General features: G+C 67.0%; 28 protein-coding genes and 2 pseudogenes. 13 read left to right on the forward strand and 17 right to left on the reverse strand.

All coding sequences use genetic code 11. The features are described from left to right. Positions 1–157, forward strand: a pseudogene (locus CRM90_RS31030) (hypothetical protein); the annotation flags it as partial. Between the two features lie 162 nt (positions 158–319). Here CRM90_RS31030 and CRM90_RS20735 read toward each other — a convergent pair. Together CRM90_RS20735 and CRM90_RS20740 are read right to left on the reverse strand one after the other, a co-directional pair. Next, positions 320–823, reverse strand: coding sequence for a hypothetical protein (locus CRM90_RS20735; RefSeq protein WP_233209425.1), 504 nt, complete (start codon positions 821–823; stop codon positions 320–322). 120 nt (positions 824–943) lie between these two features. Then, complete coding sequence (locus tag CRM90_RS20740) at positions 944–1741, reverse strand: (2Z,6E)-farnesyl diphosphate synthase (protein ID WP_036343654.1); 798 nt, start codon at positions 1739–1741, stop codon at positions 944–946. 53 nt (positions 1742–1794) lie between these two features. Between CRM90_RS20740 and trhA the strand changes: the two genes are divergently transcribed. Continuing rightward, positions 1795–2529, forward strand: coding sequence for a PAQR family membrane homeostasis protein TrhA (trhA, locus tag CRM90_RS20745; protein ID WP_102808827.1), 735 nt, complete (start codon positions 1795–1797; stop codon positions 2527–2529). A 37-nt stretch (positions 2530–2566) separates the two neighbouring features. Here the strand turns inward: trhA and CRM90_RS20750 are convergent, their stop codons facing one another. Genes CRM90_RS20750 through mca form a run of 4 tightly spaced genes read right to left on the reverse strand, consistent with a single transcriptional unit; the run spans position 2567 to position 6075 of the window. Beyond that, positions 2567–2932 (reverse strand): nuclear transport factor 2 family protein, encoded by a 366-nt coding sequence (locus CRM90_RS20750; protein WP_102808828.1) that lies wholly within the window; start codon positions 2930–2932, stop codon positions 2567–2569. Positions 2933–2943: 11 nt separating this feature from the next. Then, positions 2944–4941: a thioredoxin domain-containing protein gene (locus tag CRM90_RS20755; protein ID WP_102808829.1), complete on the reverse strand. Its 1998-nt coding sequence runs from the start codon at positions 4939–4941 to the stop codon at positions 2944–2946. Next, positions 4925–5179: a hypothetical protein gene (locus tag CRM90_RS20760; protein ID WP_102808910.1), complete on the reverse strand. Its 255-nt coding sequence runs from the start codon at positions 5177–5179 to the stop codon at positions 4925–4927. The genes CRM90_RS20755 and CRM90_RS20760 overlap by 17 nt, the downstream gene beginning before the upstream one ends. A 23-nt stretch (positions 5180–5202) precedes the next feature. Next, on the reverse strand, positions 5203–6075 hold the full coding sequence (gene mca, locus CRM90_RS20765) for a mycothiol conjugate amidase Mca (RefSeq protein ID WP_102808830.1): 873 nt from the start codon (positions 6073–6075) through the stop codon (positions 5203–5205). A 150-nt stretch (positions 6076–6225) separates the two neighbouring features. On the opposite strand from mca, the gene CRM90_RS20770 reads away from it, so the two are divergent. The 3 genes from CRM90_RS20770 to CRM90_RS20780 all read left to right on the forward strand — a co-directional run bounded on the left by CRM90_RS20770 (position 6226) and on the right by CRM90_RS20780 (position 8058). Continuing rightward, entirely contained in the window at positions 6226–6660 is a 435-nt protein-coding gene (locus CRM90_RS20770) for a DUF4307 domain-containing protein (RefSeq protein WP_102808831.1), read from the forward strand. Between the two features lie 231 nt (positions 6661–6891). Then, on the forward strand, positions 6892–7386 hold the full coding sequence (gene greA / locus CRM90_RS20775) for a transcription elongation factor GreA (protein WP_071950063.1): 495 nt from the start codon (positions 6892–6894) through the stop codon (positions 7384–7386). Positions 7387–7398: 12 nt separating this feature from the next. After that, the gene (locus tag CRM90_RS20780; protein WP_102808832.1) at positions 7399–8058 is read left to right on the forward strand and encodes a GPP34 family phosphoprotein; all 660 of its coding nucleotides are present in this window, start codon (positions 7399–7401) and stop codon (positions 8056–8058) included. Here CRM90_RS20780 and CRM90_RS20785 read toward each other — a convergent pair. The 5 genes and pseudogenes from CRM90_RS20785 to CRM90_RS20805 form a co-directional block, all read right to left on the reverse strand. Further along, the gene (locus CRM90_RS20785; protein WP_102808833.1) at positions 8050–9222 is read right to left on the reverse strand and encodes a cystathionine gamma-synthase; all 1173 of its coding nucleotides are present in this window, start codon (positions 9220–9222) and stop codon (positions 8050–8052) included. The genes CRM90_RS20780 and CRM90_RS20785 overlap by 9 nt on opposite strands. 27 nt (positions 9223–9249) lie before the next feature. Next, positions 9250–9863: pseudogene (locus tag CRM90_RS20790) on the reverse strand (RDD family protein). 13 nt (positions 9864–9876) lie between these two features. Then, a complete protein-coding gene (locus tag CRM90_RS20795; RefSeq protein WP_102808911.1) occupies positions 9877–10548 on the reverse strand; it encodes an RDD family protein in 672 nt (223 codons plus the stop codon). 137 nt (positions 10549–10685) lie between these two features. Next, on the reverse strand, positions 10686–12080 hold the full coding sequence (locus CRM90_RS20800; RefSeq protein WP_102808834.1) for a cystathionine beta-synthase: 1395 nt from the start codon (positions 12078–12080) through the stop codon (positions 10686–10688). Positions 12081–12113: 33 nt separating this feature from the next. Next, complete coding sequence (locus CRM90_RS20805; RefSeq protein ID WP_102808835.1) at positions 12114–13163, reverse strand: alpha/beta hydrolase; 1050 nt, start codon at positions 13161–13163, stop codon at positions 12114–12116. Positions 13164–13355: 192 nt separating this feature from the next. On the opposite strand from CRM90_RS20805, the gene CRM90_RS20810 reads away from it, so the two are divergent. Together CRM90_RS20810 and CRM90_RS20815 are read left to right on the forward strand one after the other, a co-directional pair. Next, entirely contained in the window at positions 13356–14321 is a 966-nt protein-coding gene (locus CRM90_RS20810; RefSeq protein ID WP_102808836.1) for an SGNH/GDSL hydrolase family protein, read from the forward strand. A 52-nt stretch (positions 14322–14373) separates the two neighbouring features. After that, a complete protein-coding gene (locus CRM90_RS20815; protein WP_102808837.1) occupies positions 14374–15591 on the forward strand; it encodes an acetyl-CoA C-acetyltransferase in 1218 nt (405 codons plus the stop codon). 45 nt (positions 15592–15636) lie between these two features. Here the strand turns inward: CRM90_RS20815 and CRM90_RS20820 are convergent, their stop codons facing one another. Next, complete coding sequence (locus tag CRM90_RS20820; protein WP_233209426.1) at positions 15637–16527, reverse strand: hypothetical protein; 891 nt, start codon at positions 16525–16527, stop codon at positions 15637–15639. Positions 16528–16662: 135 nt separating this feature from the next. After that, positions 16663–17511, reverse strand: a complete 849-nt coding sequence (locus CRM90_RS20825) for a Bax inhibitor-1/YccA family protein (RefSeq protein WP_102808913.1) — start codon at positions 17509–17511, stop codon at positions 16663–16665. Positions 17512–17740: 229 nt separating this feature from the next. Here CRM90_RS20825 and CRM90_RS20830 point away from each other — a divergent pair, with 229 nt between their 5' ends. The 3 genes from CRM90_RS20830 to CRM90_RS20840 are packed head-to-tail and all read left to right on the forward strand — an operon-like array spanning position 17741 to position 21264. Then, entirely contained in the window at positions 17741–18790 is a 1050-nt protein-coding gene (locus CRM90_RS20830; protein WP_102808838.1) for an enoyl-CoA hydratase/isomerase family protein, read from the forward strand. Continuing rightward, positions 18787–19560: an enoyl-CoA hydratase gene (locus CRM90_RS20835; protein WP_102808839.1), complete on the forward strand. Its 774-nt coding sequence runs from the start codon at positions 18787–18789 to the stop codon at positions 19558–19560. Before CRM90_RS20830 ends, CRM90_RS20835 begins: the two co-directional genes overlap by 4 nt. Positions 19561–19569: 9 nt before the next feature. After that, positions 19570–21264 carry an alpha/beta hydrolase gene (locus CRM90_RS20840; RefSeq protein ID WP_102808840.1) on the forward strand — a complete coding sequence of 565 codons (1695 nt, stop codon included), beginning with the start codon at positions 19570–19572 and terminating at the stop codon, positions 21262–21264. Here CRM90_RS20840 and CRM90_RS20845 read toward each other — a convergent pair. Together CRM90_RS20845 and CRM90_RS20850 are read right to left on the reverse strand one after the other, a co-directional pair. Continuing rightward, a complete protein-coding gene (locus tag CRM90_RS20845) occupies positions 21248–21649 on the reverse strand; it encodes a rhodanese-like domain-containing protein (RefSeq protein ID WP_102808841.1) in 402 nt (133 codons plus the stop codon). The genes CRM90_RS20840 and CRM90_RS20845 overlap by 17 nt on opposite strands. Before the next feature lie 4 nt (positions 21650–21653). After that, positions 21654–22214: a cupin domain-containing protein gene (locus tag CRM90_RS20850; protein ID WP_102808842.1), complete on the reverse strand. Its 561-nt coding sequence runs from the start codon at positions 22212–22214 to the stop codon at positions 21654–21656. A gap of 115 nt (positions 22215–22329) precedes the next feature. On the opposite strand from CRM90_RS20850, the gene lpqV reads away from it, so the two are divergent. The 3 genes from lpqV (at position 22330) to CRM90_RS20865 (ending at position 24255) form a co-directional block, all read left to right on the forward strand. Beyond that, positions 22330–22773: a lipoprotein LpqV gene (lpqV, locus tag CRM90_RS20855; protein ID WP_102808843.1), complete on the forward strand. Its 444-nt coding sequence runs from the start codon at positions 22330–22332 to the stop codon at positions 22771–22773. Positions 22774–22937: 164 nt separating this feature from the next. Continuing rightward, on the forward strand, positions 22938–23123 hold the full coding sequence (locus CRM90_RS20860) for a hypothetical protein (RefSeq protein ID WP_102808844.1): 186 nt from the start codon (positions 22938–22940) through the stop codon (positions 23121–23123). Between the two features lie 82 nt (positions 23124–23205). Next, complete coding sequence (locus CRM90_RS20865; protein ID WP_102808845.1) at positions 23206–24255, forward strand: patatin-like phospholipase family protein; 1050 nt, start codon at positions 23206–23208, stop codon at positions 24253–24255. Here CRM90_RS20865 and CRM90_RS20870 read toward each other — a convergent pair. Both CRM90_RS20870 and CRM90_RS20875 read right to left on the reverse strand, forming a co-directional pair. Next, entirely contained in the window at positions 24236–25087 is an 852-nt protein-coding gene (locus CRM90_RS20870; RefSeq protein ID WP_199189976.1) for a patatin-like phospholipase family protein, read from the reverse strand. The genes CRM90_RS20865 and CRM90_RS20870 overlap by 20 nt on opposite strands. Beyond that, positions 25084–26244 (reverse strand): ankyrin repeat domain-containing protein, encoded by a 1161-nt coding sequence (locus CRM90_RS20875; protein ID WP_102808846.1) that lies wholly within the window; start codon positions 26242–26244, stop codon positions 25084–25086. Before CRM90_RS20875 ends, CRM90_RS20870 begins: the two co-directional genes overlap by 4 nt. Between the last annotated feature and the right edge of the window lie 9 nt (positions 26245–26253).

The raw sequence follows: 26253 nt of genomic DNA on the forward strand, positions 1-26253 counted from the left end.
CCCCAGGTCAACGAGTCGCGATCAACTCCGCGTCCGAAAAGTGAGCCAAGTCAGGAACCTGATCGAGAACATCCTGCCGACCCGCCCGCGGGCAACGCTGGTGCTGCGCAAGGATGCCGATCACGCGATCAACCGGCTGCGGCTGCGCAAGTTATAGGCGAATCAGCCAGGACCTCGGTAGCGGGCGTGTTGGCTCGATGTGAGGAGGAGCTGCGGGCGCGTTCCACCCGGCTGCGGTTCCACAACATGCACGCCGCCGCAGCATACTCGAAGACTTACCCGATCACTCGACTACAGCCAGCCTGCTGGCAGGGTCCAGCTATGCCGACGGACCACCGGTGAGCGGATTCAATTTCAGCACTGGCAACGGAAAAGCAGCTTCGGACTCGATGCCGTCGGGATCTTCGTACAGTCCAATGGTGTAGACACCCGATGAAGGCACCGAGATGGGTAGCCTGTGCGCGAAGACGCGGAATTTAAACGGGCTGCCCGGTTTGTCAGGCCAATTCCACGTCGACTTCAGAGATCCGACCCGCTCTCCACTCGGCGATTTTGCGACGATATAGCGGCACGGCTCGTATTCGCTCCCACCGCTGGTATAGACGGCGAGAATTACGGAGATGGTGATCTGGGCGGGAAAGTTGCCTACGAAGCAACTGGTCATCGGGAAACCCTCCGCGATGACTCCGCCGGTCTCTTCCAAGCTGGCCTCACGTGCGGCTGCGAATGTGATCACCTGCATCGCGCACCCCCTCTTTCCGATATGTCTTCGCTGAAGCTCAGCAGTGTGGTCGCAGGTGCGGTCGCGCCATGCGGTGGTCATCCAAGACTGCGGCGTATCTTATGCGAGGCGGTGACCGAGCTCATTCAAGGGGTGCCAGCGTCGGCCGGGAGTCTATTCACGACTCGGGCACTGCAAATTCGCCTTGCACCGACACGGCCATCACATGCCGAATCGACGATGTCTGCGGCTGTAGGCGCGCAATGCGCGCAGGAAGTCCACCCGGCGGAACGCCGGCCAGTGCGCCTCGGTGAACCACATCTCCGAATAGGCGCTCTGCCACAACAGAAAACCGGACAGCCGCTGCTCCCCCGACGTCCGGATCACCAGGTCGGGATCGGGCTGCCCCGAGGTGTAGAGATTCTCCGAGATGCCGTCGATCGTGACGGACTCGATCAGCTGTTCCGGGCTGGCGCCGTTGGCCAGCTGCTTGCTCAGCAGCGCACGCACAGCGTCGACGATCTCCTGCCGGCCGCCGTAACCGACGGCGACATTGACGTGGAACGCCGCCGTCGACGCCAGCGGCGCGGTGCTGTCCACGGCGTCGCGCAGCCGTCGCGCAGGCTCCTCGCCGAGCAGTTCCAAATCGCCGACGGTCCGCACACTCCAGCGGTTGGCCGGTGCACAGATCTGTTCGACGACGTCGGTGATGATCTCGATCAGCTCCGACAATTCCTGCGGATCGCGCTGCAAATTCTCGGTGGACAACAGGTAGACCGTGGCCATCTCGATGCCGGATTCGGCGCACCAGCGCAACATTTCGGCGATCTTGGCCGCGCCCATCCGATAGCCGTAGGCGACGTCGTCGTGACCAGCATCACGAGCCCAACGCCGGTTGCCGTCGCACAGGACGGCGATGTGGCGGGGTAGCTGGGACTTGGAGCGCGCCAGCTCCTGGCGCAGCCGCATCTCGTAGAGCCGGTAGGCCGGGTCCTTGAGGCGCGGGGGAATGATCTCCACGACAATCCAGACTACTGTGAGCGACAGGTAGCCCCTGGCGCAATGGAGGTGAGATGACCGCAGGAGTCGGCACCACCGATCCCCGCCGATCCGCGTCGTCCGACGCGGAGGACTTCCCCGAGGCCGTCGTCGACGCCGCTGTCGAGTTCTTCGGAAAACCACGGCTGCGAGGCTGGATTCACGTCTATGCCGCCGTCATCGCGGCGATTGCCGGTGCTGCCCTGGTGTCGGTGTCGTGGTCGGCGGAATCGACCAGGGCCGGCATCTCGACGCTGATCTACACGCTGACGATCGTGGCGATGTTCACCGTCAGCGGCACGTATCACCGGGTGAACTGGACGTCGCCGAGCGCACGCAAGTGGATGAAGCGGCTCGACCACTCGATGATCTTCATCTTCATCGCCGGCAGCTACACGCCGTTCGCGATGTTGGCGCTGCCCGAGAAGAGCGGCGCGATCCTGCTGACCATCGTGTGGAGCGGCGCGCTGGCCGGTGTGCTCCTGAAGTGCTTCTGGCCGTCGGCACCGCGGTGGGTGGGCGTACCGCTCTATCTGCTGCTGGGCTGGGTGGCGGTGTGGTTCATCGTCCCGATCATGAACGGCGCCGGGATCGCCGCCATGGTGCTGCTGGTCGTCGGCGGGTTGTTGTACAGCGTGGGCGGGGTGCTCTACGGATTGAAGTGGCCCAACCCGTGGCCGACCACGTTCGGCCACCACGAGTTCTTCCACGCCTGCACCGCGGTAGCGGCGATCTGCCACTACATCGCGATGTGGTTCGCGGTCTTCTAGCGCCCGGCGGGCAGGAGCGAAGCGACCCGGGGATTGGCTAGAGCTGGGTGACGTTCTCCGGGCCCCAGTAGGCCTTCATCGACGTGATCTCGCCGTCGCCGTTGAACGCCATCACCTCGATGACCTCGATCCGCATAGCGCCCGCGACCGTGAGGGCGAACATGAATGCCGCCTCGGTACCACCGGCGCGGAACGACAGCAGCTCCGATTTCACCTCGGCGCCTTCGACGTTCTTGTAAAAGCCCTCGATCGCCTGCCGGCCGATGTGGACTTCGCCGCAGCCGACCGGATCCTCCAGCGTGGCGTCCTCGGCGTACAGCGCCGCGACGTCGGCCGCTTTGCCCGCGGCGACGGTGCTCAGGTAACGGTTGACCAGGGCTTCGAGATCGAGGGCATCGCTCATGGCCGCAAACGCTACACGGACACACCCAGCGCGTCGGCGAGTTCCCGGGCTCCTGTCACCGGCAGGTCACAGGTCCGGCCGCGACACACGTAGGCAGCGTCGATTCCACCGATCCGGTCGCGGCCTTCCAGCAGCGCCGAGGAGTTGACGGTCCCACCGACGACAATGGCGCCACCGGGTGCCAATTGTCGGGCGGCGGAAAGCAATTCAGAGTCAGGTCCGTCGCTGGCGACAGCCACCTGCAGCGGACCGCGCACGGCCGCCTCGGCGACGGCCAGCCAGTGACCGGCCGATCTCGGCGCACGGGCCAGCAGTGCCGAATGCGCCGACAAGGTGGCCTCGGCGGCCTGCCCGTAGCGCGCCGCGCGATCGGCGTCGGCCAGATGCGCGGCGATCAGCAGGGCCTCGGCGATCAGCGAGGCACCCGCGGGCGTGGCGTTGTCCAACGCGTCGGCGGGACGGACCATCAGCTGCTCGGCATCGTCCGCGGTGTCGAACCAGCGGCCCGGACGATCCGGGTCAGCGAAGTGCCGCAGCGCGATGTCGAGCAGATCGGTGGCGCTCGCCAGCCACGCCGCTTCACCGGTGAGCTGGTAGAGCGTCAGCAAGCCGGTGGCCAGCGCGGCGTGATCCTCGAGGATGCCCGCGCTGTCGCCCACCACCCCGCCGAGGCTCGCCCGCCGCAGCCTGCCGTCGACGATGTGCAGGTCCAGCAGGGCCCGCGCACACCGCGACGCCGCGGTTAGCAGCGGCGGAACATCAAGGGCCACACTGGCTTCGGCGAGGGCGGTGATGGTCAAGCCGTTCCATGCCGTGACGATCTTGTCGTCGCGCGCAGGCTGCACCCGCGTCGAGCGGGCCGCCAGCAGTGCTTGCCGGACGCGCTCGAAACGCTGCGCGTCGTCGGGATCGGCGGGCAGCTGCGGCACCGAGCACCCGTGCTCGAAAGTGCCAACATCAGTGACCGCGAAAAGGCTTGCCGCCCAAGCACCGTCATAATCACCGAGCACCTCGTGCAACTGTGCGGGCGTCCATACATACGTCGAGCCTTCGACACCCGCGGCGTCGGCGTCCAATGCCGAGATGAACATGCCGCCGTCGGCGAGATCGTTGAGCAGAAAACCGGCGGTCTCGGCCGCGATTCGCAACGCCAGCGGGTCACCCGTGCGCCTGCCCCAGTGCGCGTACCCCCGCAGCAGCAGGGCGTTGTCGTAGAGCATCTTCTCGAAGTGCGGCACCACCCAGTCGGCGTCGACGCTGTACCGCGCGAACCCGCCGGCCAGCTGGTCGTAGATGCCGCCGCGAGCCATCGCGGTGCCGGTGCGGACGACAGCGTCCAGGGGCAGCGGCGAGCCGGTGCGCTCGAAGGCCCGCAATAGCGCTTCCAACAACGCCGACGGCGGAAACTTGGGGGCCCGGCCGAAGCCGCCACGCTCGACGTCCTCGTCGCGCAGGATCGCCAGGACGGCGTGGTCGCATAACGCGGGCTCGATCTCCGGGCCGTCGGGCAGCCCGGTGGCCATTCGTCGCAGCTCCCCGGCCACCTGATCGGACGCCTCTTCGACCTCATCGCGGCGCGTCTGCCAGGTCTCGGATACCGCGTCCAACAGCTGCAGGAACTGCGGCTTCGGGTAGTAGGTGCCGCAGAAGAACGGCCGGCCGTCGGGGGTCAGAAAGCAGGTCATCGGCCAGCCGCCCTGGCCGGTCATCGCCACCGTCGCGTTCATGTACACCGCGTCGAGGTCCGGCCGCTCCTCGCGGTCGACCTTGATGCAGACGAAATGCGCATTCGCCACCGCCGCGACGTCCTCGGACTCGAAGGACTCGTGGGCCATCACATGGCACCAGTGGCAGGCCGCATACCCCACCGACAGCAGGATCGGCACATCCCGACGCGCAGCCTCGGCCAGTGCCTCGGGGGTCCACTGCTGCCAGTGGACCGGGTTGTCGGCGTGCTGACGCAGATATGGGCTGGTCGCGCTGCCGAGCGTGTTAGCCGCCTGGCTCATGCGGGGGTGTCTTGGTCTCGCGCTCGGTGCCTGCGGAGTCGTCGGTTGTCGTCGCGCCGATGGCTTCGCCGTCGACCGGCTGCTCATCGAAACTCTGGGGCAGCTTCTTGAGGTGCCGGTTCATCGACCAGACCAGGACGAAGACGCAGATCAGCAGGATGACGACGATCAGCAGGCCGAACGGGCTGGCCTTGCCGAAATCCGGCCCGGTGTTCTTGGGCGGATCAGCCAGCACCATCACGGCCGTGGTGAACAGGTCTCTCACTCGAAGATCTCGATTCCGGTGAACAGGTCGTCTTCAGGCAATGTGGCGGGCACCCGCGAACGAGCCAGTTCGAACTCCTCGGTGGGCCACAACCGCTGCTGCCACTCTATGGGCGTCGCGAAAAAGAATCCGTCGGGGTCGATCTGGGTCGCGTGCGCCTTGAGGGCCTCGTCGCGCTGGTTGAAATACTCCGAGCACAGCACCCGGGTGGTCACCCGCCCGGCGAAGATGTCGATCTCGGGATCCCACTTCGCCAGCCAGCTGGCGAACGGGCCTTCCTGGCCGTGCTTGGCGAACTCGTCCTGCAGCAGCTGCAGGCGCGCCCGCAGGAAGCCGTGGTTGTAGTAGAGCTTGCTGACCGCCCAGGGTTCCCCGGCATCGGGATACAGCCGGTAGTCGGCCGCGGCTTCGTAGGCGGCCACCGAAACCTGGTGGCAGCGAATGTGATCCGGATGCGGATAGCCACCGTTCTCGTCGTAGGTGGTCATCACGTGCGGACGGAACTCACGGATCAGCTTCACCAATTCACCGACCGGCTGTTCCAGCGGCACCAACGCGAAGCAGCCGTCGGGCAGCGGCGGCAGTGGATCACCCTCCGGCAGCCCGGAGTCCTCGAACCCCAGCCAGTGGTGTTCGACCCCGAGGATCTCGGCGGCGCGGGCCATCTCGTCACGCCGGATGTCGGCGATGCGGTCGCGCACCTCGGGTAGGTCCATCGCCGGGTTCAGAATGTCGCCACGTTCGCCGCCGGTCAGAGTCACCACCATGACCCGGTGGCCTTCGGCGGCGTACCGGGCAACGGTTGCCGCGCCCTTACTGGACTCGTCGTCCGGATGGGCGTGCACAGCCATCAGCCGCAGTTCGGTCACGTCTCCCCTGTACTCACTGTCTCGTCTTGGGCTTTCCCTGGGCCTTACGTGCTGATGTAACAGCGACAGCACGCCCTATAGTCCAATAGTTCCACTCGGGCGTGGATACCCGTAATCGAAGCCCGCTGACGAGAGACTCGCCGCACACTCATGACCGACAGCCCGCCGCCGCTCCTGCAGGAGCGTTACGGACGTACCCGCCTGCCGGCGACCACCCGGCGCCGGGTGGCGTTCGCGCTGGGTGTGCTGGTGTTGGCGGCCGGTCTGGTGCTCGCTCTGATCGCTTACCAGCGCTTCGAGGGCAACGATGTCGAGGGCTCGATCGCGGCGTATCAAGTCACCGATGACCACACCGTCTCGGTGACGATCAGCGTGACCCGAAAGGACCCGTCCCGGCCCGTGCATTGCATTGTCCGAGTTCGTTCTCATGACGGCGATGAGACCGGCAGGCGCGAAATTCTGGTGCCTCCGTCGCAGGCGCCAACGGTGCAGGTCACTACATTTGTGAAGTCATACAAACGACCATTCGTCGGCGATATTTACGGCTGCGGAACTGACGTTCCCGGATACCTCGTCGCGCCCTGACCGGCGACGGAACGACCAACAGCGAACTGCGAAAGCATGAAGGCTGCCTGTCCTCGCGGTGGTAGACTTGTGCGATACACGGTTCCTGCTGGGAGCCGTGTATTGCTTCATTAGCGCGTTTGATCGCAGCTCTTCGATGGCAATACACGCGGAACCATCCGCATGTTCCCGGCAGCGACGACAGACTGCAACGCGAACATCGCGTAACCAACGAATGAGGAGCGCAGCGAGATGACCGATACCCAGGTGACCTGGCTGACCCAGGAGTCGTACGACCGCCTCAAGACCGAGCTGGATCAGTTGATCGCCAACCGTCCGGTCATCGCTGCCGAGATCAACGACCGTCGCGAAGAGGGCGACCTGCGCGAGAACGGCGGCTACCACGCCGCGCGCGAAGAGCAGGGCCAGCAGGAGGCCCGCATCCGCCAGCTGCAGGAGCTGCTGAACACCGCCAAGGTGGGCGAGGCGCCCAAGCAGTCCGGCGTGGCGCTCCCCGGCTCGGTGGTCAAGGTCTACTACGACGGCGACGAGTCAGATACCGAGACCTTCCTGATCGCCACCCGCCAGGAGGGCATCGACCACGACAAGCTCGAGGTCTACTCGCCGAACTCCCCGCTGGGCGGCGCGCTGCTCAACGCCAAGGTCGGCGACACCCGCGAATACGCGGTGCCGAGCGGCAAGACCGTGAAGGTCACGCTGGTCAGCGCCGAGCCGTACCACTCGTAGCCTTTCCCGCGCGTGGCGCGCATCGCCGAAGACCTTCTTCTGCTGCTGCTCGACAATGCCGCGGCGCAGCCCGCCGTCGAGCAGTCCCAGCTGCAGAGGCTGCTGGCCGCCGCCGTGCTGCTGGACCTGGCCTACGACTGCCGGATCCGGCCTGCGATACCAGGTGAACCCGTGCCGCCCGATCGACTTGTCGTGTTGATGGGGCCGCCACCGCTGGATCCTGTTGCGCGGCCGGCGCTGGCACTGCTGCAGGAAGCACCGATCACCGCCGGCGCGGCGATCGCCAGGCTGCGCAAGCAGATCGAGGACCGCGTGATCGATCAGCTGCTGCGCACCGGCCAGATTCATCAGATTGCGTTGTCGCAGAATCGGTTTCGCAGAAATACCTATGCCTGGCCGCTGGCCGGCCGGGCGCGGGTGGATCGGGCCCGGTCCGCTCTGCTGTCCACCCTGTTCGACGGCAAGCGCCCTGACCCGGCAACGGCGACGATCATCTCGCTGCTGCATACCGTCGGCGCACTGGGCGCGGTTCTGAGCCTCAACGACCGTGGCTGGCACTGGGTCTGCGATCGAGCCAGCGAGATCGCCAGCGGCACATGGGTTGACGACGCCAACTTGGCGGAAGTCAATCTGGCGGTGACCACCGCCACGGTGCGGTCGGCGCTAGTTTAGGGCTTGCTCGAGGTCGCCGAGCAGATCTGCCGGGTCTTCGATTCCGACCGAGAGGCGAACCAGGTCGTCGGGTACCTCGAGTTGCGATCCGGCGGTCGACGCGTGCGTCATGGCACCGGGGTGTTCGATCAGTGACTCGACCCCGCCCAGCGACTCGGCGAGAATGAAAACCTCGGTGCGCGAACATAACCGGCGTGCGGCTTCGATGCCGTCGCGCATCCGAACCGACACCATGCCACCGAATCCGCTCATCTGCCGTGCCGCCACCTCGTGGCCGGGATGCGAGGGCAGGCCCGGATAGAGCACCTGACTCACTGCATCGTGTTCAGCCAGGAATTCGGCCACCTTGGCGGCATTCGCGCTGTGCCGCTGCATCCGCAGCTCCAGGGTCTTCAGACCGCGCATCGTCAGATACGCGTCGAACGGGCCGGGTACCGCGCCCGCGCCGTTCTGCAGGAACGCGAACTTGGTGTCCAGTTCCTCGTCATTGGTGACCAGCGCGCCACCGACCACGTCGGAGTGCCCGCCGATATACTTCGTCGTCGAATGCAGCACGATGTCGGCACCGAGATTGAGCGGCTGCTGCAGCGCCGGTGAGGCGAACGTGTTGTCCACCAGCACCTTCTGCCCGCCGACCGCAGCGATCTGGGCGATCGCGGCAACGTCGGCGATCGACAGCAGCGGATTGGTGGGCGTCTCAACCCAGATCAGCTTGGTGGTGGCGGTGATCGCCGCGCGTACCGCGTCGAGGTCGGACAGCGCCACCGGCGTGTGCTGAACCCCCCACTGGGTGAACACCTTGTCGATCAGCCGGAAGGTGCCGCCGTAGGCGTCGTCGGGGATGACCACGTGATCGCCGGGACGCAGCACCGCCCGCAATGCGCAGTCGGTGGCGGCCATGCCCGAACTGAACGCGCGCCCGAAGGTGCCGTCCTCCACCGCGGCGAGCACTGCCTCCAGCGCGGCGCGCGTCGGGTTTCCCGTGCGGGCGTACTCGAAGCCACCGCGCAGGCCGCCGACGCCATCCTGCGCGAAGGTGCTGCTGGCATAGATCGGCGCGTTGACCGCACCGGTCGCGGGATCGGGACGGTATCCGGCATGGATGGCCCTGGTCGCGAACCCCTGTGCCCGGTGCCGGTCGGCTGCGCTGCGCTGCTCACTCATCACGAGCGAGCCTATCGGCTCACATGCTCAGAGCGGCACACACACCGTCGTCATGATTTTGTCGGCGAGCGTCTGCCGCTTGGCGTCCCACAACGGGAACAGGTAGCCGATGTAGCAGATGATCGCGTCGACGAAGTGGGCGATCTGGCGCACGATCGACAGGCCGAAACCGATCGGCTGCCCGGTCTTTTCGCTGATCACCTTGAACTTCAGCACCGACTTGCCGATGCTCGACCCGGTGGTGCCCTGGCGGTAGCCGTAATTCCAGACCCAGAACGCCAAGCTCGCGAGCCCGAACACGAACGACAGGATCAGGCCCAGCGTGGACGGCTGCGAGGTGCAGTACACGCCGTAGCTGTTGTCGACGCTGCTCGAGGTGCAGTTGTTCTCGCCGGTGGCGAACGACAACCCCTGCCCGACTCCGGACAGGTCGCGATCGGGAGGGTGTCGATGATGAAGGCGCCGACCCGTTTGATCCACGGGGTGTATGCCTCCTTCGACAGCACGCCGGCACCGGGCGGGGGCGGCGGCGGATAGTTCCCCGGCGGAGGGGGCGGGTAATTCCCCGGCGGAGGGGGCGGCGGATAGTTCCCCGGCGGAGGGGGCGGGTAGTTACCGGGCGGAGGGGGCGGTTGCGTCATCGGAAGTCCTTGTCTACAGAGGGAGGCAGACGGTGGTCATGATTTTGTCGGCCAGGGTCTGGCGCTTGCTGTCCCACAGCGGGAACAGCACGGCGATCAACCACACGATGCCGAGGCAGAGGTAGGAAGCCACCAGGTACAGGATCTCGCGGACGAAAGACAGTCCGAAACCGATTGGCAGTCCGGTCTTTTCGCTGACCACCTTGAACTTCATCACGGATTTGCCGATGCTCGACCCGGTGGTGCCCTGGCGGTAGCCGAGGTTCCAGACCACGAACGCGATCGCGATCAGGCCTGCGACGACCAGAGCCAGCGTGCCGATGGTGGAGGTGCCTGTCGCGCAGTAGTCAGCGGTCTCGTACTGCGATGTGTCGGTGACGCATTCGGTGTCCGTGGTGGCGATCACGACGCCGTAGCCGATGCCCAAGATGATGTAGGCCGGGATGTAGTCGATCAGCCACGCGACGACGCGGGTGAACCACGACGTGTAGGCGCTCTGCGGCAGCTGGGGAACGGGCTGACCGGGCATGGGCGGACCACCGAAGGCGGCGCCCGGCGGGGGCGGCGCGTAACCGCCCTGAGGCGGTGGCGGCGGCGGATAGTTACCGGCGGGTGGCGGCGGATAGTTCCCCGGAGGCGGCGACGGGTAGCTCCCCGGCGGGGGGCCTGGCGGTTGTTCGGTCATGGCGCCTTCCACTTCGACGGTGATCACCTGGGATAAAGCGGCCTAAATGTACCTGAGAAGTACCTGCGTATCGCGGCAAAGCGCAATCTTCATCTGGGCGCAATGCGCCGCCCAAAGAATTTGCCCGAGAAACTACTTCAGCGTCGGCGGGGCCCGTCGGACAGGAAGCCGAGCAGATCGTGGCGAGTGATGACGCCGACCGGCTTGCCCTCCTCGACGACCATCAATGCGTCCCGCTCCCCCAACGACTTTGCCGCCGCGCTGACCAGTTCTCCCGCACCGATGAGAGGCAGCGGTGGGCTCATGTGCACCGCCACCGCGTCGGCGAGCTTGGCTCGGCCCTCGAACACCGCGGACAGCAGTTCTCGCTCGGAGACGCTGCCCGCCACTTCGCCCGCCATCACCGGGGGCTCGGCGCCGACGACCGGCATCTGTGAGACGCCGTACTCACGCAGGATGCCGATGGCGTCGCGGACGGTCTCCGACGGATGGGTATGCACCAGGTCGGGCAGCGCACCGGACTTGCCGCGCAGCACATCGCCGACCGTCGGCTCGACCACCGAACCGTCCAGGCGGGTCCGCAGGAATCCGTACGACGACATCCACCCGTCGTTGAAGATCTTCGACAGATACCCGCGGCCGCCGTCGGGCAACAGCACGACGACCACCGAATCCGGGCCGGCCTCCTGCGCCACCTTGAGCGCGGCGACCACCGCCATCCCGCAGGAGCCGCCGACCAGCAGCGCTTCTTCGCGGGCCAGCCGTCGGGTCATGTCGAACGAATCCGCATCCGAGACCGCGATGATCTCGTCGGGCACGGCCGGGTCGTAGGCGGCCGGCCAGAAGTCTTCGCCGACACCCTCGACCAAATAGGGCCGTCCGGTGCCACCGGAGTACACCGAGCCCTCCGGGTCGGCGCCGATCACCTTCACCGTGCCGCCGGACACCTCCTTGAGATAGCGCCCGGCGCCGGTGATCGTCCCGCCGGTGCCGACGCCGGCCACGAAATGCGTGACCTTGCCCTCGGTGTCGGCCCAGATCTCCGGGCCGGTGGTTTCGTAGTGGCTGGCCGGGCCCATCGGGTTGGAGTACTGGTCGGGCTTCCAGGCGCCCTCGATCTCGGTGACCAGCCGGTTGGACACGCTGTAGTAGCTGTCCGGGTCGTCAGGCGCGACGGCCGTCGGGCAGACGACGACCTCGGCGCCGTAGGCGCGCAACACATTGCGCTTGTCCTCGCTGACCTTGTCGGGACAGACGAAGATGCACTTGTAGCCGCGTCGCTGCGCGACCAGGGCCAGCCCGACGCCGGTGTTGCCGGAGGTGGGTTCGACGATCGTCCCGCCGGGCTTCAACTCGCCGCTGGCCTCGGCGGCGTCGATCATCTTCACGGCGATGCGGTCCTTGGCGCTGCCGCCGGGATTGAGGTACTCGATCTTGGCCGCGACCACGCCTGCGCCTTCCGGCACGACGGAGTTCAGTTGGACCAGTGGGGTGTGCCCGATCAGCTCGCTGATGTGCGACGCGATTCGCATGCCTACATCGTGTCAGGCGGCGAATCCGCGCGGCTAGCCGGTGGCTTCGCGGATGTACTCGCCGATCTGACGCAGTGAGCGTTTCGCTTCCGGGATGAGCGGCGCGGCGAGCTGGAAGTCGTGGATCTGACCCGGCCAGACCCGCACCTCGGTCGGCACACCGGCGGCGGCGAGCCGGCGCGCAGCCAGCCGGGCGTCGTGCAGCAGAACCTCTGATCCGGACACATGAATCAGCGTGCGCGGAAGGCCCGGCTCGATGTGGTCGAGCGGCTCGTAGACCCCTTCGGGCTCACCGTCGACGATGTTCTTGGCCGCAGCCCGGGCGACCAGGGCGACGAGGGCGTCGAACGCCTTGGGCGGGAACATCGCATCGGTGCGCATGTTCGGGTGGGCCACCTTCTGCTCGTGGTCGAGCTGCAGCAGCGGCGAGATGGCCACCAGGGCGGCGGGCTCCTCGCCAAGGGCCTGCAGCCGCTGCGCCAGAGTCAGGGCCAGATAGCCGCCGGCGGAGTCGCCGGCCAGCACGATCTGGTCGGGCTCGTAGCCGCGGGTCCGCAGCCACTGGTAGGCGTCGAAGCAGTCATCGACGGCGTTGCCGATCGTGTGCTTCGGGATGAGCCGGTAGTCGACCACCAGCACCGGCGAGTCCGCGAACTTCGACAGCGCGACCGAGATGCGGCTGTGCGAGTTCACCCCGCAGGTGAGGAAGGCGCCGCCGTGCATGTAGAGCACGATGCGGCGGTTGCCGTCGGCAGGCAGGACGCCGGGCGCCCGGACCAGTTGCGCCGAGGCGTTCGGCAAACCGACCGTGGCCCGAACCGTGCCCGGGGTGGGCAGCAGCGCGCGGGCGACAAAGTCGACCAGCCCGAAGGGCCATGGCCAGTGCGGCACGTGGCTGAGCACCGCCAATGTGGGCCACATGGTGGCGCGGGTGCCCATCGAGACCAGCCGCGCGGCGACACTCGGGCCGCTCTCGACGACCTCGACCGGCGCGCCATCGCTGACCGGGTACCGGCGCGGGCGACCGCTACCAGCGTGAACATGATGGGGGGCAGCAGCCCGGACCTTGCTGGGTGCGGTCATTGTCAACACTCCCTACGCCAATGTAGATACGTGTTCCGGACACTCGAGCGAAGCCCGGTAACTTAGCTTTGCCATCTGCCTTACCTATAACAACTAACGATCTGATTTCTTACCGGATCTGATACCTGTCTGTAATCGCGGGGCCACTGTTGCGCCCCGAATTGACGCCCGAGCAGCACCTAAACTGGGCTCGTGGGGATACGCGCTCGGCGGAAGTCAACGGCCGCGCTGGCAGCGGCGGGGGTTCTGGCCTCGACCGGAACCGCCGTCCTGGGTGCGCGCAGTTTGCTCACGGGTCAGGCGGACCAGGTCCGCAATGTGATTCCGAAGTCCTGGGACGTCCCACCGCGGGCGGACGGCATCTACGCCCCGGGCGGCGGTCCCGTCCAGCGCTGGGAACGCGGGATGGAGTTCGACCTCCATCTGATGGTGTTCGGCGACTCGACGGCCACCGGCTACGGCTGTCGCAGCGCCGACGAGGTGCCCGGCGTGCTACTCGCCCGCGGCCTCGCCGAGGAGTCCGGCAAGCTCATCCGGCTGTCGACCAAGGCGATCGTGGGTGCGACGTCCAAGGGGCTGTCCGGTCAGGTCGACGCGATGTTCGTGGCCGGCCCGCCACCCGATGCGGCGGTGATCATGATCGGCGCCAACGACATCACCGCACTCAACGGCATCAGCCCCTCGGCGCGCCGGCTCGGCGCGGCCGTGCAGCGGCTGCGCGCCTCCGGTGCGGTGGTGGTGGTCGGGACGTGCCCGGATTTCGGGGTCATCAAAGACATCCCCCAACCGCTGCGATGGACGGCCCGTAACCGCGGTCTACGGCTGGCCCGCGTGCAAGCCGCTGCGGTGCGCGCCGCAGGCGGAGTCCCGGTGCCGCTGGCCGACCTGCTGGCGCCGAACTTCCGGCAGGCACCCGAGGTGATGTTCTCCGAGGACCGCTACCACCCGTCGGCGGCGGGATATGCGTTGGCCGCCAACCAACTGATGCCCGCTCTGTGCCATGCCCTCGGCGAGTGGACCGGTGTCACCGTGCCCGACCTGCCGTGGGCTACCAAGTCGGAGGTGCGGGCGCTCACCGACCGGCTGGGGCCGCTGGCGCAGCTGCTGCGCCGCAGAACAACCGGGGTCCCCGCACCGATCGTGATGACCGCGAGCTAGGTTCGTGTGCAGTCTCGCTGCACTCAAGCTGCACACCTCACGAGGAGCCGTCATGCCCGAAGCTGTCATCGTTTCCACTGCCCGCTCGCCGATCGGGCGCGCGATGAAGGGGTCGCTGGTCGACATCCGTCCCGACGATCTGGCCGCGCAGATGGTGCGCGCCGCTTTGGACAAGGTGCCCTCGCTGGATCCGCACGACATCGACGACCTGATCATGGGCTGCGGTCAGCCCGGCGGTGAGTCGGGCTTCAACATCGGCCGCGCCGTCGCCGTCGAGCTGGGGTACGACTTCATGCCGGGCACCACGGTCAACCGGTACTGCTCGTCGTCGCTGCAGACCACCCGGATGGCGTTCCACGCGATCAAGGCCGGCGAGGGCGACGCATTCATCTCGGCCGGCGTCGAGACGGTGTCGCGCTTCGGCAAGGGCAACGCCGACGGCTGGCCGGACACCAAGAACTCGCTGTTCGCGGATGCGATGGCGCGTTCGGAGGCAGCCACCGCCGGCGCCGACGAGTGGCACGACCCGCGCGAGGACGGCCTGCTTCCCGACGTGTACATCGCGATGGGTCAGACCGCCGAGAACGTGGCGCTGTTCACCGGCGTCAGCCGTGAAGACCAGGACCACTGGGGCGTCCGTTCGCAGAACAAGGCCGAGGAAGCCATCAACAGTGGCTTCTTCGAGCGCGAGATCGTGCCGGTCACGCTGCCCGACGGCACGGTCGTGTCCAAGGACGACGGACCGCGCGCCGGCACCACCTACGAGAAGATCAGCCAGCTCAAGCCGGTGTTCCGGCCCAACGGCACGATCACCGCGGGCAATGCCTGTCCGCTGAACGACGGCGCGGCCGCGCTGGTCATCATGTCCGACACCAAGGCCAAGGAGCTGGGGCTGACCCCGCTGGCGCGCATCGTGTCGACGGGCGTGTCCGGCCTGTCGCCGGAGATCATGGGCCTCGGCCCGATCGAGGCCGTGAAAAAGGCTCTCGCACACGCGAACATGACGATCGGCGACATCGACCTCTACGAGATCAACGAGGCGTTCGCGGTCCAGGTGCTCGGCTCGGCGCGGGCGCTCGGCATGGACGAGGACAAGCTGAACGTCTCCGGTGGCGCGATCGCGCTGGGGCATCCGTTCGGCATGACCGGCGCGCGGATCACCGCCACGCTGCTGAACAACCTGCAGACCTACGACAAGACGTTCGGCATCGAGACGATGTGCGTCGGCGGTGGCCAGGGTATGGCCATGGTGATCGAGCGCCTCTCGTAACTTGCAGCCATCGAGTCAGACCTCAGAGCGACGATCGGTACCACTTCATCGCCCTGGGGTCTGACTCGATGACCATGCGCGCCTGGTCCGTTCGATGATGTCGGCAGTTCGGTCGCCGGCGACCACTCGGATCCGGCGCCACCCCATGTCGGCGATGAATTCCGATCGGGTCCGATCGTTGCGATAGATACCGCGGTCCAGGCGATGCTGCTCGCCGTCGTACTCGACCGCGACCATCACATCGCGCCACCCCATGTCCAGGAAGTAGCGCGACCGGCCGTCATCCCTGAGCACCGGGATCTGGGTCTCGGGACGCGGAAATCCAGCGGCCATCAGCAGCAGCCGCAACCAGGTCTCTCGCGGGGATTGCGATCCGGCGTCGGCGAGGTCGAGGACCGCGGGCACTCGGCGTACACCTCGCATATTGGGATGACGCGGCAGCAGCTCCAGTACGTCGTCGACGTTCAACCGGGTGGCGTTCGCGAGCGCGTCGACTCGGGCCACAGCTTCGCCCACCGTCCCCCGCCGTGCAAGGTCGAACGCGGTGCGCGCCAAAGTGGTAACCGGTAGACCCGGTATCGGGTGCACCTCGTCGTCGAACAGCGTCTCGGCGCGGCTGATGATCCCTGCTGGCGCCTTGTTGTTCGGATAGGCGAGTTCGATCGGTATCGATGAATCGATCCACTTCGCTCCGTGCACTGCAGACGCCGCCAAACCGGTGACGACCGCACGACCCCGAGACCACAGAACAGCCGCGACTGCCCGGTCACGAACCGACAGTTCACCAATTCCGTACGCGTACACGTCCGGAAATATGCGTCGGCAGTGGGCCCGGAGTTGATACCGCGTCAGCTCGCCCGCAGCGATCGCGTCGCTCCCGATGAACACCCGCTGCACTCGGACAGGATCGCGGTGACCCGCCATCGCTGTGTTCATCCATCCACAGCTCATCGAGGCAGAACTGAGTGCAACGAAAGAGCACTTTTCAGCGCCGTGAGGTCTGCCTCGATGGTCGACCCCGCAAAAAACAAAGCCCCGGCCGTCAGGCCGGGGCTTTGCACGGTGAAGCGGCTAGCGCTGTTGGAAGTAGCTGAGCAGCCGCAGGATCTCGATGTACAGCCAGACCAGCGTCACGGTCAGGCCGAGGGCCACGCCCCAGGCCGCCTTCTCCGGCGCACCGGCGCGGATCATCTGGTCGGCAGCGTCGAAGTCGATCAGGAAGCTGAACGCCGCCAGCGCGATCACGAACAGCGAGAACATGATGGCCACCGGGCCGCCGCTGCGCAGGCCGAGGCCCTCGCCGCCGCCGACCCCGAACATCGCCAGTACGAAGTTGCCCAGGAGCAGCACCAGCACGCCGACCATGGCCGCGACGATCATGCGGGTGAACTTGGGGGTGACCCGGATGGCGCCGGTCTTGTAGACGACGAGCATGCCGAAGAACACGCCGATGGTGCCGAGCACCGCTTGGCTGATCAGCACACCGGCGTTGGCGCCGGACACCACCACGTTGGCGAAGATGAACGACACCGCGCCGACGAAGAGGCCCTCGAGTGCGGCGTAGCTCAGAACGATGGCCGGGTTGTCCTGCTTACGACCGAAGGTCGCGATCAGCACCAGGACCAGGCCGCCGAGCCCACCGATCAGGGTGAACGGCATGGCCAGGGCCAGGTTGGCCGAGACCAGGAAGTAGGAGATGACCGCCACGACGGACAGCACACCGAGGGTGATGCCGGTCTTGGTGACGACGTCGTCGATCGTCATCGGCCGCGAGACGCCGGTTTGCGGCTGGTAGGCGCCCGCGTATGGATCGGCCTGGTAAGCCACCTGCTGGGCACCGGCTACACCGGTGCCGAATTGTGCGTATCCGCCCTGCTGCTTGGGCAGCGAACGAAATACCGGGTTGCTGGTCTCCCGCACCGTCGGAATCCTCTCCTGGAAGTCGCGTAACACACCGTCAACGAACGGCTGCCGGAACCAGTTCCCAGGAAGTCCACAACGTTCTTCCCGGCGTGTCCGGCGCTACGAAGCCTGACCTTACCTGTGAGCGGCATCCGGCGGGTGACGATCTTTTGCCAACTGGTACTTTTGCCTTTTCCAAAAACTAGGACATCCAACCAATTTGATGGACGGAAAGGACCGCTCTGCCGTGACGGCTGAATCCGACGAAGTCTTGACCCGGGTCGACGGCGGCGTCGGCTTCCTGACGCTCAATCGCCCGAAGGCCATCAACTCGCTGACCCACACGATGGTCACGATCATCGCGACGGCGCTCACCGACTGGGAGCACGACGACGATGTCCGCGCGGTACTCCTCGCCGGCGAGGGGGAACGCGGCCTGTGCGCCGGCGGCGACGTGGTGGCGATCTATCACAGCGCCCGCGGCGACGGTTCCGACGCTCGCCGCTTCTGGCTCGACGAGTACCGCCTCAACGCCCAGATCGGTCGCTACCCCAAGCCCTTCGTGGCGATCATGGACGGCATCGTGATGGGCGGCGGTGTCGGCGTCGCCGCGCACGGTAGCGTCCGCGTGGTCACCGACACCTCCAAGGTCGCCATGCCCGAGGTCGGGATCGGCTTCGTCCCCGACGTCGGCGGCACCTATCTGTTGTCGCGGGCTCCCGGTCAACTCGGCCTGCACGCCGCCCTGTCCGGCGCGCCGTTCTCCGGGGCCGACGCCATCGCGCTCGGATTCGCCGACCACTACGTCCCTCATGTGCAACTCCAGGGATTCGTCGAAGCGATCGTCGCCGACGGCGTGGACGCCGCCGTTCAGGCGTTCGCCACCGAACCGCCGGCCAGTCACCTTCTATCCCAACAGCATTGGATTGACGAATGCTATGCCGGCGAGACCGTCGCCGACATCATCGCCGCCTTGCGCGGCCACGACGACGAGGACGCCAGGAAAGCCGGCGACCTCATCGCGTCCCGCTCCCCCATCGCGGCGTCCGTCGCGCTGGCGTCGGTGCGTCGCGCCGCCGAGCTCGACACCCTGGAAGACGTTCTGGTTCAGGAGTACCGGGTGTCGTCGGCGTCGCTGGACTCCCACGACTTCGTCGAAGGAATCCGCGCGCAGATCATCGACAAAGATCGCAATCCGACGTGGAACCCGCCGTCACTGGCCGCGGTGACCGAGCAGGATGTGGAACAGTACTTCGCGCCGGCGGACCCGGACCTGACCTTCGAGGAGGACAAGTGAATTACGAGACCATCCTGGTCGACCGCGACGAGCGGGTCGGCACCATCACCCTCAACCGCCCCAAGGCGCTCAACGCACTCAACAGCCAGGTGATGGTCGAGGTCACCACGGCCGCCGCCGAATTCGACAACGATCCGGGTATCGGCGCCATCGTCATCACCGGCAACGAGAAGGCGTTCGCCGCCGGTGCCGACATCAAAGAGATGGCCGAACTCTCGTTCTCCGAGGTCTTCGACGCGGACTTCTTCGCGGCGTGGGGCAAGCTGGCCGCCGTCCGCACCCCGACCATCGCCGCGGTCGCCGGCTACGCCCTCGGCGGCGGCTGCGAGCTGGCGATGATGTGCGACGTCCTCATCGCCGCCGACACCGCAAAGTTCGGCCAACCCGAGATCAAACTGGGCGTGCTGCCCGGCATGGGTGGCTCGCAGCGGCTGACCCGGGCGATCGGGAAAGCCAAGGCGATGGACCTCATCCTGACCGGCCGCACCATCGACGCCGCCGAGGCTGAACGCAGCGGCCTGGTGTCACGCGTGGTACCGGCCGACGACCTGCTCACCGAGGCCAAAGCCGTCGCGACGACCATCTCGCAGATGTCACGGTCGGCCGCCCGGATGGCCAAGGAGGCGGTCAACCGTGCCTTCGAATCCACGCTGACCGAAGGCCTGCTCTACGAGCGCAGGTTGTTCCACTCCGCGTTCGCCACCGACGACCAGACCGAGGGGATGGCCGCCTTCACCGAGAAGCGCCCTGCCAACTTCACGCACCGCTAAGGTGCTGACGTGACCGTCACCGAGTCGGAATCGACCGAGGCCGCCGACCCGGCGCCTGCCCCGGAGAGCAAGCCGGATTGGTGGCAGCGCCGATACACCTTCACCGGAACGGCTGTTGGCCTGGTGTTCCTCGGCCTGTCCCTGAGCCCGTCGCTGCTGCCGCGCGGACCGCTGTTCCAGGGCCTCGTCAGCGGTGCGGCCGGCTCGGTCGGCTACGGGCTGGGCGTGTTCGCCGTGTGGCTGGTGCGGTTCATGTTGTCGCGGCCGTCCAGCCCGCGTCCGCCGCGGTGGTCCTGGCCGGTGCTGGTCGCCGTCGGAATCGTCTGGCTGGTCGTGACGATCTACTGGTTCCACATCTGGCAGGACCACGTTCGCGACCTGATGGGTGTGCCGCGGCTGCAGTGGTACAACTACCCGCAGGCCGCGATCATCGGCGTGGTCGTGCTGTTCCTGTTCGTCGAAATCGGCCAGCTGGTCGGCAGACTCGTCAGATATCTGGTCCGCCTGTTGAATCGGTATGCACCACCGCGTGTTTCGGCGGTGGTTGTGGTGGTGCTGCTGCTGAGCCTGACGATCGCGATACTCAACGGCGTGGTGATCAGGGGCGGGATGAGCTTCCTGAACAGCACTTTCGCCTCGGTGAACGACGAGATGGATCCGGACAACCCGGCCCCGAAGACCCCGTTGCGCTCCGGTGGCCCGGGCTCGCTGGTCTCCTGGGACACCCTCGGCCACCAGGGCCGCGTGTTCGTCGCCGGTGGACCCTCCGTCGAAGAACTGACCAAATTCAACGGAGCCCCCGCGGTCGAACCGATCCGGGCCTACGCGGGCAAGAACTCCGCCAACGGCATCAAGGCGTCCGCCGAACTGGCCGCGCGAGAGTTGGAGCGCGCCGGCGGATTCAAGCGCAAGGTCATCGCCGTCGCGACCACGACGGGCACCGGCTGGATCAACGAGGCCGAAGCGTCTGCCCTGGAATACATGTACAACGGCGACACCGCGATCGTCAGCATGCAGTACTCATTCCTGCCGAGTTGGCTGTCGTTCCTGGTCGACAAGGAGAACGCCCGGCAGGCCGGCCAGGCGCTGTTCGAGGCGGTCGACGCACGTCTGCGCGAAATGCCTGAGGCTCAGCGGCCCAAGATCGTGGTGTTCGGCGAGAGCCTCGGATCCTTTGGCGGCGAGGCGCCGTTCCTGAGCCCGAACAACATCATCGCCCGCACCGACGGGGCGCTGTTCTCCGGTCCGACGTTCAACAACACGATGTGGGACGACGTCACCGTCAATCGCGACGCCGGATCCCCGATGTGGCTGCCGATCTTCGACGACGGCCAGAACATCCGATTCGCGGCACGCCCCGACAATCTGGGCCGGCCCGACAAGCCGTGGGGCTACCCGCGGATCGTCTACCTCCAGCACGCATCCGACCCCATCAGCTGGTGGAACCCGAATCTGCTGTTCGCCGAACCGGATTGGTTACGTGAGGCACGCGGGTACGACGTGTCGCCGGACATGTACTGGATTCCGATCGTGACGTTCCTGCAGGTGTCGGCTGACATGGCGGTGGCCGTCGATGTTCCTGACGGGCACGGTCACCGTTACGTGCGCGACGTCGTCAACGCGTGGGCGTCGATCCTGCAGCCGCCGGGGTGGACGCCGGAGAAGACCGAGCGCCTGCGCGGAATCGTCAAGGCGCCGGAGTGAATTCGCTCAGCTCGGTGAGTACGTCGGCTGCGGCCAAAGCCTGATAGCCGCCGACGACGTCGGTGGCGCGGTGCAGTCCGAGGTCCTGCAACGCGGCCGCGGCCAAGCTCGAGGTGTACCCCTGCGAGCACAGCACCACCCACTCGACGTCATCGCCGGCCGCCTGAGGCAACCGGGCGTCGCTGGTCGGATCGCAGCGCCATTCCAGCACATTGCGTTCGATCACCAGCGCGGCCGGCGTCCCGCCTTCGGCGGCGCGTTGTGCGGCAGGGCGAATGTCGACCAGGATGGCTCCGCGACGCAGTGCCGCCGGAATCTCCTCAGCCGGCAACCGGTTCAGTCGCGCCCTGGCGTCAGCCAGGACGCGGTCGATTCGGCTACTCATCGGATCAGCTCCCCTCAGGTGCATCGGTCAGCTCGGTGCGGGTGCGGCGCAACGTATTACGCTCGGTGACTTCGTAATACGACATCGCCGTGAGTGGCGGCGAATACGCGTGCACACTCAGTGTGGCAGAGGCGGGTGCGGCTACGGCCGGGGCGCCGACGACGTCGTGCACCCACCCGAGAGGGAAAGCCGCCTGGTCTCCGGCGTCGAGGCGACGGCGGTTCAATCGCTCACCGTCCCAACGGTATTCGTGCAGCGCGCCGGAGAGCACGGTCAATGCACCCAGCGATCCGCCGTGGTCGTGTAGCTCGGTGGTGTGGCCGGCGACCCAGCTGATCAGCCAGACGTCGAGCTCGTCGTCGGCGTGCAACCGGGTGAACCAGCGTTCGTCGCTCGGCGGACCACCGGCGGGCAGCAGCCCGTCGAACTGGCCGCGCAGCACGCCGTCGGCGTACTGGTCAGTGGCGTGCATCAGGTCGGGCAACCGCAGCCGCGTGGGTGCGGAGACGGCTGGTGCGATGGACGGGAATGTGGCAAGTGAAAGGGCAGCGCCCGAATACGGCATGACGAGAAACTTTCCGCACGTTGCAGGGTCAGATCGGGGGGTCGGCTAGTACCGACAACACTCCCTGGACCTGGTCCGCTCCGTCATGGCCGCCAGTGTTGCATAGATTGAAACGATGCGCCCCTACCGATGTCGCTCCCTGTCCGCCGCCGCGGCGTGTGTCGCGGGCGTGGCCGCCGTGCTGACGGCATGCTCGTCGGGCGGCGGCGGGCAGTCCCCCTCAACAACTTCGGCGCCGTCGAGCAGTGCGGCGCAGTCGACGGAAGCGGCCGCACCGTCGGGCACGGTTGGCACCTCGCCGGGTGGGGTCACCACCCGGATTGACGTGCCCGCCGAATCGACCGAAGAACAATATGCGCAGGCCTGCATGGCGACGAAGACGTGGATGGAAGCCAAGGGCGGCGACCCGAAGACGTTGGTCGAACCGTTCCTGAAGGAATTGCAGGGCAACGCGGCCCCCGGCCCGGCGACGTTCAACAGCACCTGGGGCCAGTTGTCGACGGCGCAGCAGGCCGCGGTCGTCATCGCGGTGAAGGCCGCCGCCGAGGGCGGCTGCTGATCCTTTCGATCACGGGCAGCAAAAGTCGGCGGCAGCGCGCGATTACTGCCACCTGTCGTTCAGTTGCTGCCACCGGAATTAAATGCCTGACCTCGCGGTTTACCTCCTTGTAATTGATCGGCGAAAGCCGGCAGCAGAGGAAAACGAAGAAGAGGCACATCATCATGACCAAGTACGCGGTCGCGGGCCTGTTGGGCACCGCGATGAGCGCGTTCGTCATCGGCCTGGCCGCCCCCGCGGCCGCCGCCCCCAGCGGGCCCGGTGACGCCCGCGACACCACAATCGACTCGCTCGGATACACCGTTGGTGGCGACAATCTCGGCACCATCGACGTGATTCAGCGCGACTGAGCGCGGCGCGGTGACACGCGCCACCACGGAAGGGCATCCCGAAAGGGGTGCCCTTCCGCTGTCGGTGAGCAGAATGGACCCCATGCCCGACCAAACCCCCAACTCCCGGGTCGCTCTGGCGCTCGGCAGCGGCGGTGCGCGCGGATACGCGCACATCGGCGTGATCGACGAGCTGACCCGTCGCGGCTACGAGATCGTCGGTGTCGCCGGATCGTCGATGGGCGCGCTGGTTGGCGGCCTGCACGCGGCCGGGTCGCTCGACGAATTCGCAAAGTGGGCGCAGACGTTGACGCAACGAGCTGTGCTGCGGCTGCTCGATCCGTCGATCACCGCGGCCGGCGTGCTGCGCGCCGAGAAGATCCTCGACGCGGTCCGGGACATCCTCGGCGACGTCACCATCGAGAACCTGCCGATCCCCTACACGGCAGTCGCCACCGACCTCATCGCGGGGAAATCGGTGTGGCTGCAGCGCGGTCCGGTCGACGCCGCGATCCGCGCCTCGATCGCCATCCCCGGCGTGATCGCACCGCACGTGCTCGACGGCAGGCTGCTGGCCGACGGCGGAATCCTCGACCCGCTGCCGTTGGCCCCGATCGCCGCCGTCAATGCCGATCTGACGATCGCGATCAGCCTGTCCGGGCCCGACCCGGAAGGCAGCCAGGACACCGAAGCTCCGGAATCCGCCGCCAGCACCGAATGGCTCGGCCGGTTGTTGCGCAGCACGTCGGCACTGTTGGACACCAACACCGCCCGTTCGCTTCTGGACACTCCCGCGGCCAGGTCGATGCTGAGCCGCTTCGGAACCAGTTCGGTGTCGGAGGACGGCGACGACGTCGAGCCCAGCAGCGATGATCAGCTGATCGACAGCTCACGTGAAGCTGCGATCCCCAAGCTGGGCAGCTTCGCGGTGATGAACCGCACGATCGACATCGCGCAGGCCGCACTGGCTCGCCATCAGATGGCGGCCTATCCCCCGGACCTGCTCATCGAGGTGCCCCGAACCGCTTGCCGCAGTTTGGATTTCCACCGCGCCGCCGAGATCATTGAGCTGGGTCGCGAACTGGCCGTCAAAGCGCTGGACGGCTACCGCCACATCGGTCCGGAAATCATCATCACGCCAGAAACTCCGTGACGGCCGCCGCCACCCGGCGGCCCTGCTCGCGTCCGGCCAGCGCCGACGGGATCCGGCAGCGCGGGTCCAGCGGGTTGGGACCGAAGGCGTTCAGGGAGGCGTCGTCGGCGAAGACGGCGAATGTTCGCGCACCGAAGCCGGCGATCTCGGCCGCGGTGCCGTGGGTGAACGGCGACGGCGCTGATTCGCTCGCCGGCACCAGCACAACAGCCGTCGCGCAGTCGGCGGCCACCGCGGTGTGGACCGAGCTGCTGACACCGCCGTCCATGTAGCGCCGGTCGCCGATCGTCACCGGCGGCCAGGTACCGGGCACCGCGCAGCTGGCAGCCACGGCGTCGACGAGGTCAACCCCCGACGACGAGTCGAACACCACCAGTTCCCCGGTAGCGGTGTCGATGGCGGTGATCCGCAGATCCTGGTCCGGCCAACGATGTTCGGGAAGTCGCGCTTCTATGACGCGTCTGCGCACGGCTTCACCGACGGTGGGCGTGTCCAGCGCGATGCGTCCGATCCGCTGGAGTTTCTCGGTCAGCTCGCCGGGTTCGGCCATGGCCGTGAGGAACAGCGCGGAAATCTCCTCGATGTCGACCCCGGGGTCGATCTCCGAGGAGGGTTCCGCCGTCTGGCGTTCGAAGAGCGCCTCCAGCGACAGCGAGCTGCTGATCTGTGCGGCGACGGTCGAACCGGCCGAGGTTCCGACCAGCACATCGGAGTCGAGCAGGCTCTGCGCGGTATCCGGCGACCGGTCGGCGATCCCGCGCAAAATGCCGGTCTCCCAGCCGATACCGGCGATACCGCCGCCGGCCAGTATCAAGGCTCGTTTCGTGGTCACAGCGTGTGAGTCTGCCAGCTGCCCAGGTAGTCGATCGCGTCGGTCTGGTAGGCGTGCTGCGCCCAGCCCAAAGGCGTCGTCCCATAGCGAAAGTCGACCAGGTCCGGGTCCGCGCCGGCGTCGAGCAGCCGACGGATCAGGTCCAGGTCGCCGCTCCACGCCGCGTGATGCAGCGGCGTGGCGCCGTCGGCGTCGCGGACGTTCGGGTCGTCGGGAAACGGCGGGTGCACCAGCTCGGCCCCCGACACGTCGATCCCGTGGCGAGCCAGCAGGGCCAGCCGGTCTGCGAAGCCATGCTCGGCGGCCCAGTCGATTTGGCGCTGCCACATCTGGTCGCGGGTCTCCATCGCCTCACCCAGGCGCTGTTCCCACGGACTCGGACCGGCGTCGGCCAGGCCGTGGTCGAACAGCAGCGCGAGGTGCGAATCGTCGGCGCGGAACATCCGGTTGTAGAGGGTCTGCTGGTCGGCGGGATGGGCACCGCGCTCCAGCAGCAGGCGTGCCAAGGCGGTCGCAAACCGTTGCCGGGGTTGACGCCCGGGCCCCTGCTCACCTTCGCCGAACACTCCGGTGAGCCCCGTGAACGGTGTCGGCAGGGCGCGCCACAGATAGCCGGCGTTGGGATCGGCGCCCGCGTCGAGCAGCACACTGGCCGCGGCCAGGACATCAGTTTCCCTGTGCGGCAGCGGGACCCGTGAATAGCACAGATACAGCAGCGGTACCCAGCCGAAAGGTCCGCCGGGCGTGGTGACCAGTTCCGGCTGATCCTCCAGGTGATGGGTCAGTGCCACCGGGTCGGCCGCCGACGCGGCGGCCCACACATGATGCTGCGGCACAGCAGGATTGGACTCGAGCAATGCCGCAGCGGCCTGCCAGCGTGGTGGGGCGTCGGTGTGGTCGTAGCGCAATGACGCGAGTGAGCAGAACTGGTCGGCTACGCCCAACGTAGCCGGGTCGATGCCACCGGGGTGCACCGCGAGTTGGTCGGCGATCGCCATGAACTCGACGAGCGCGGGCCAGCCGCTGAACCCGTACCGGCGGGCAATCGCTTGGTGCGCGTCGTCCAGCGACAGTGGCCGGGGGCCTTCGCGGTGCAGGGCGCGGACTTCCGACACCAGCTGCTCAAACGAGGGGTCGGCGGGCAGAGTGCTGGCCATTGCGGACGC

Source organism: Mycobacterium sp. ENV421, assembly GCF_002887815.1.
Lineage (GTDB): Bacteria > Actinomycetota > Actinomycetes > Mycobacteriales > Mycobacteriaceae > Mycobacterium.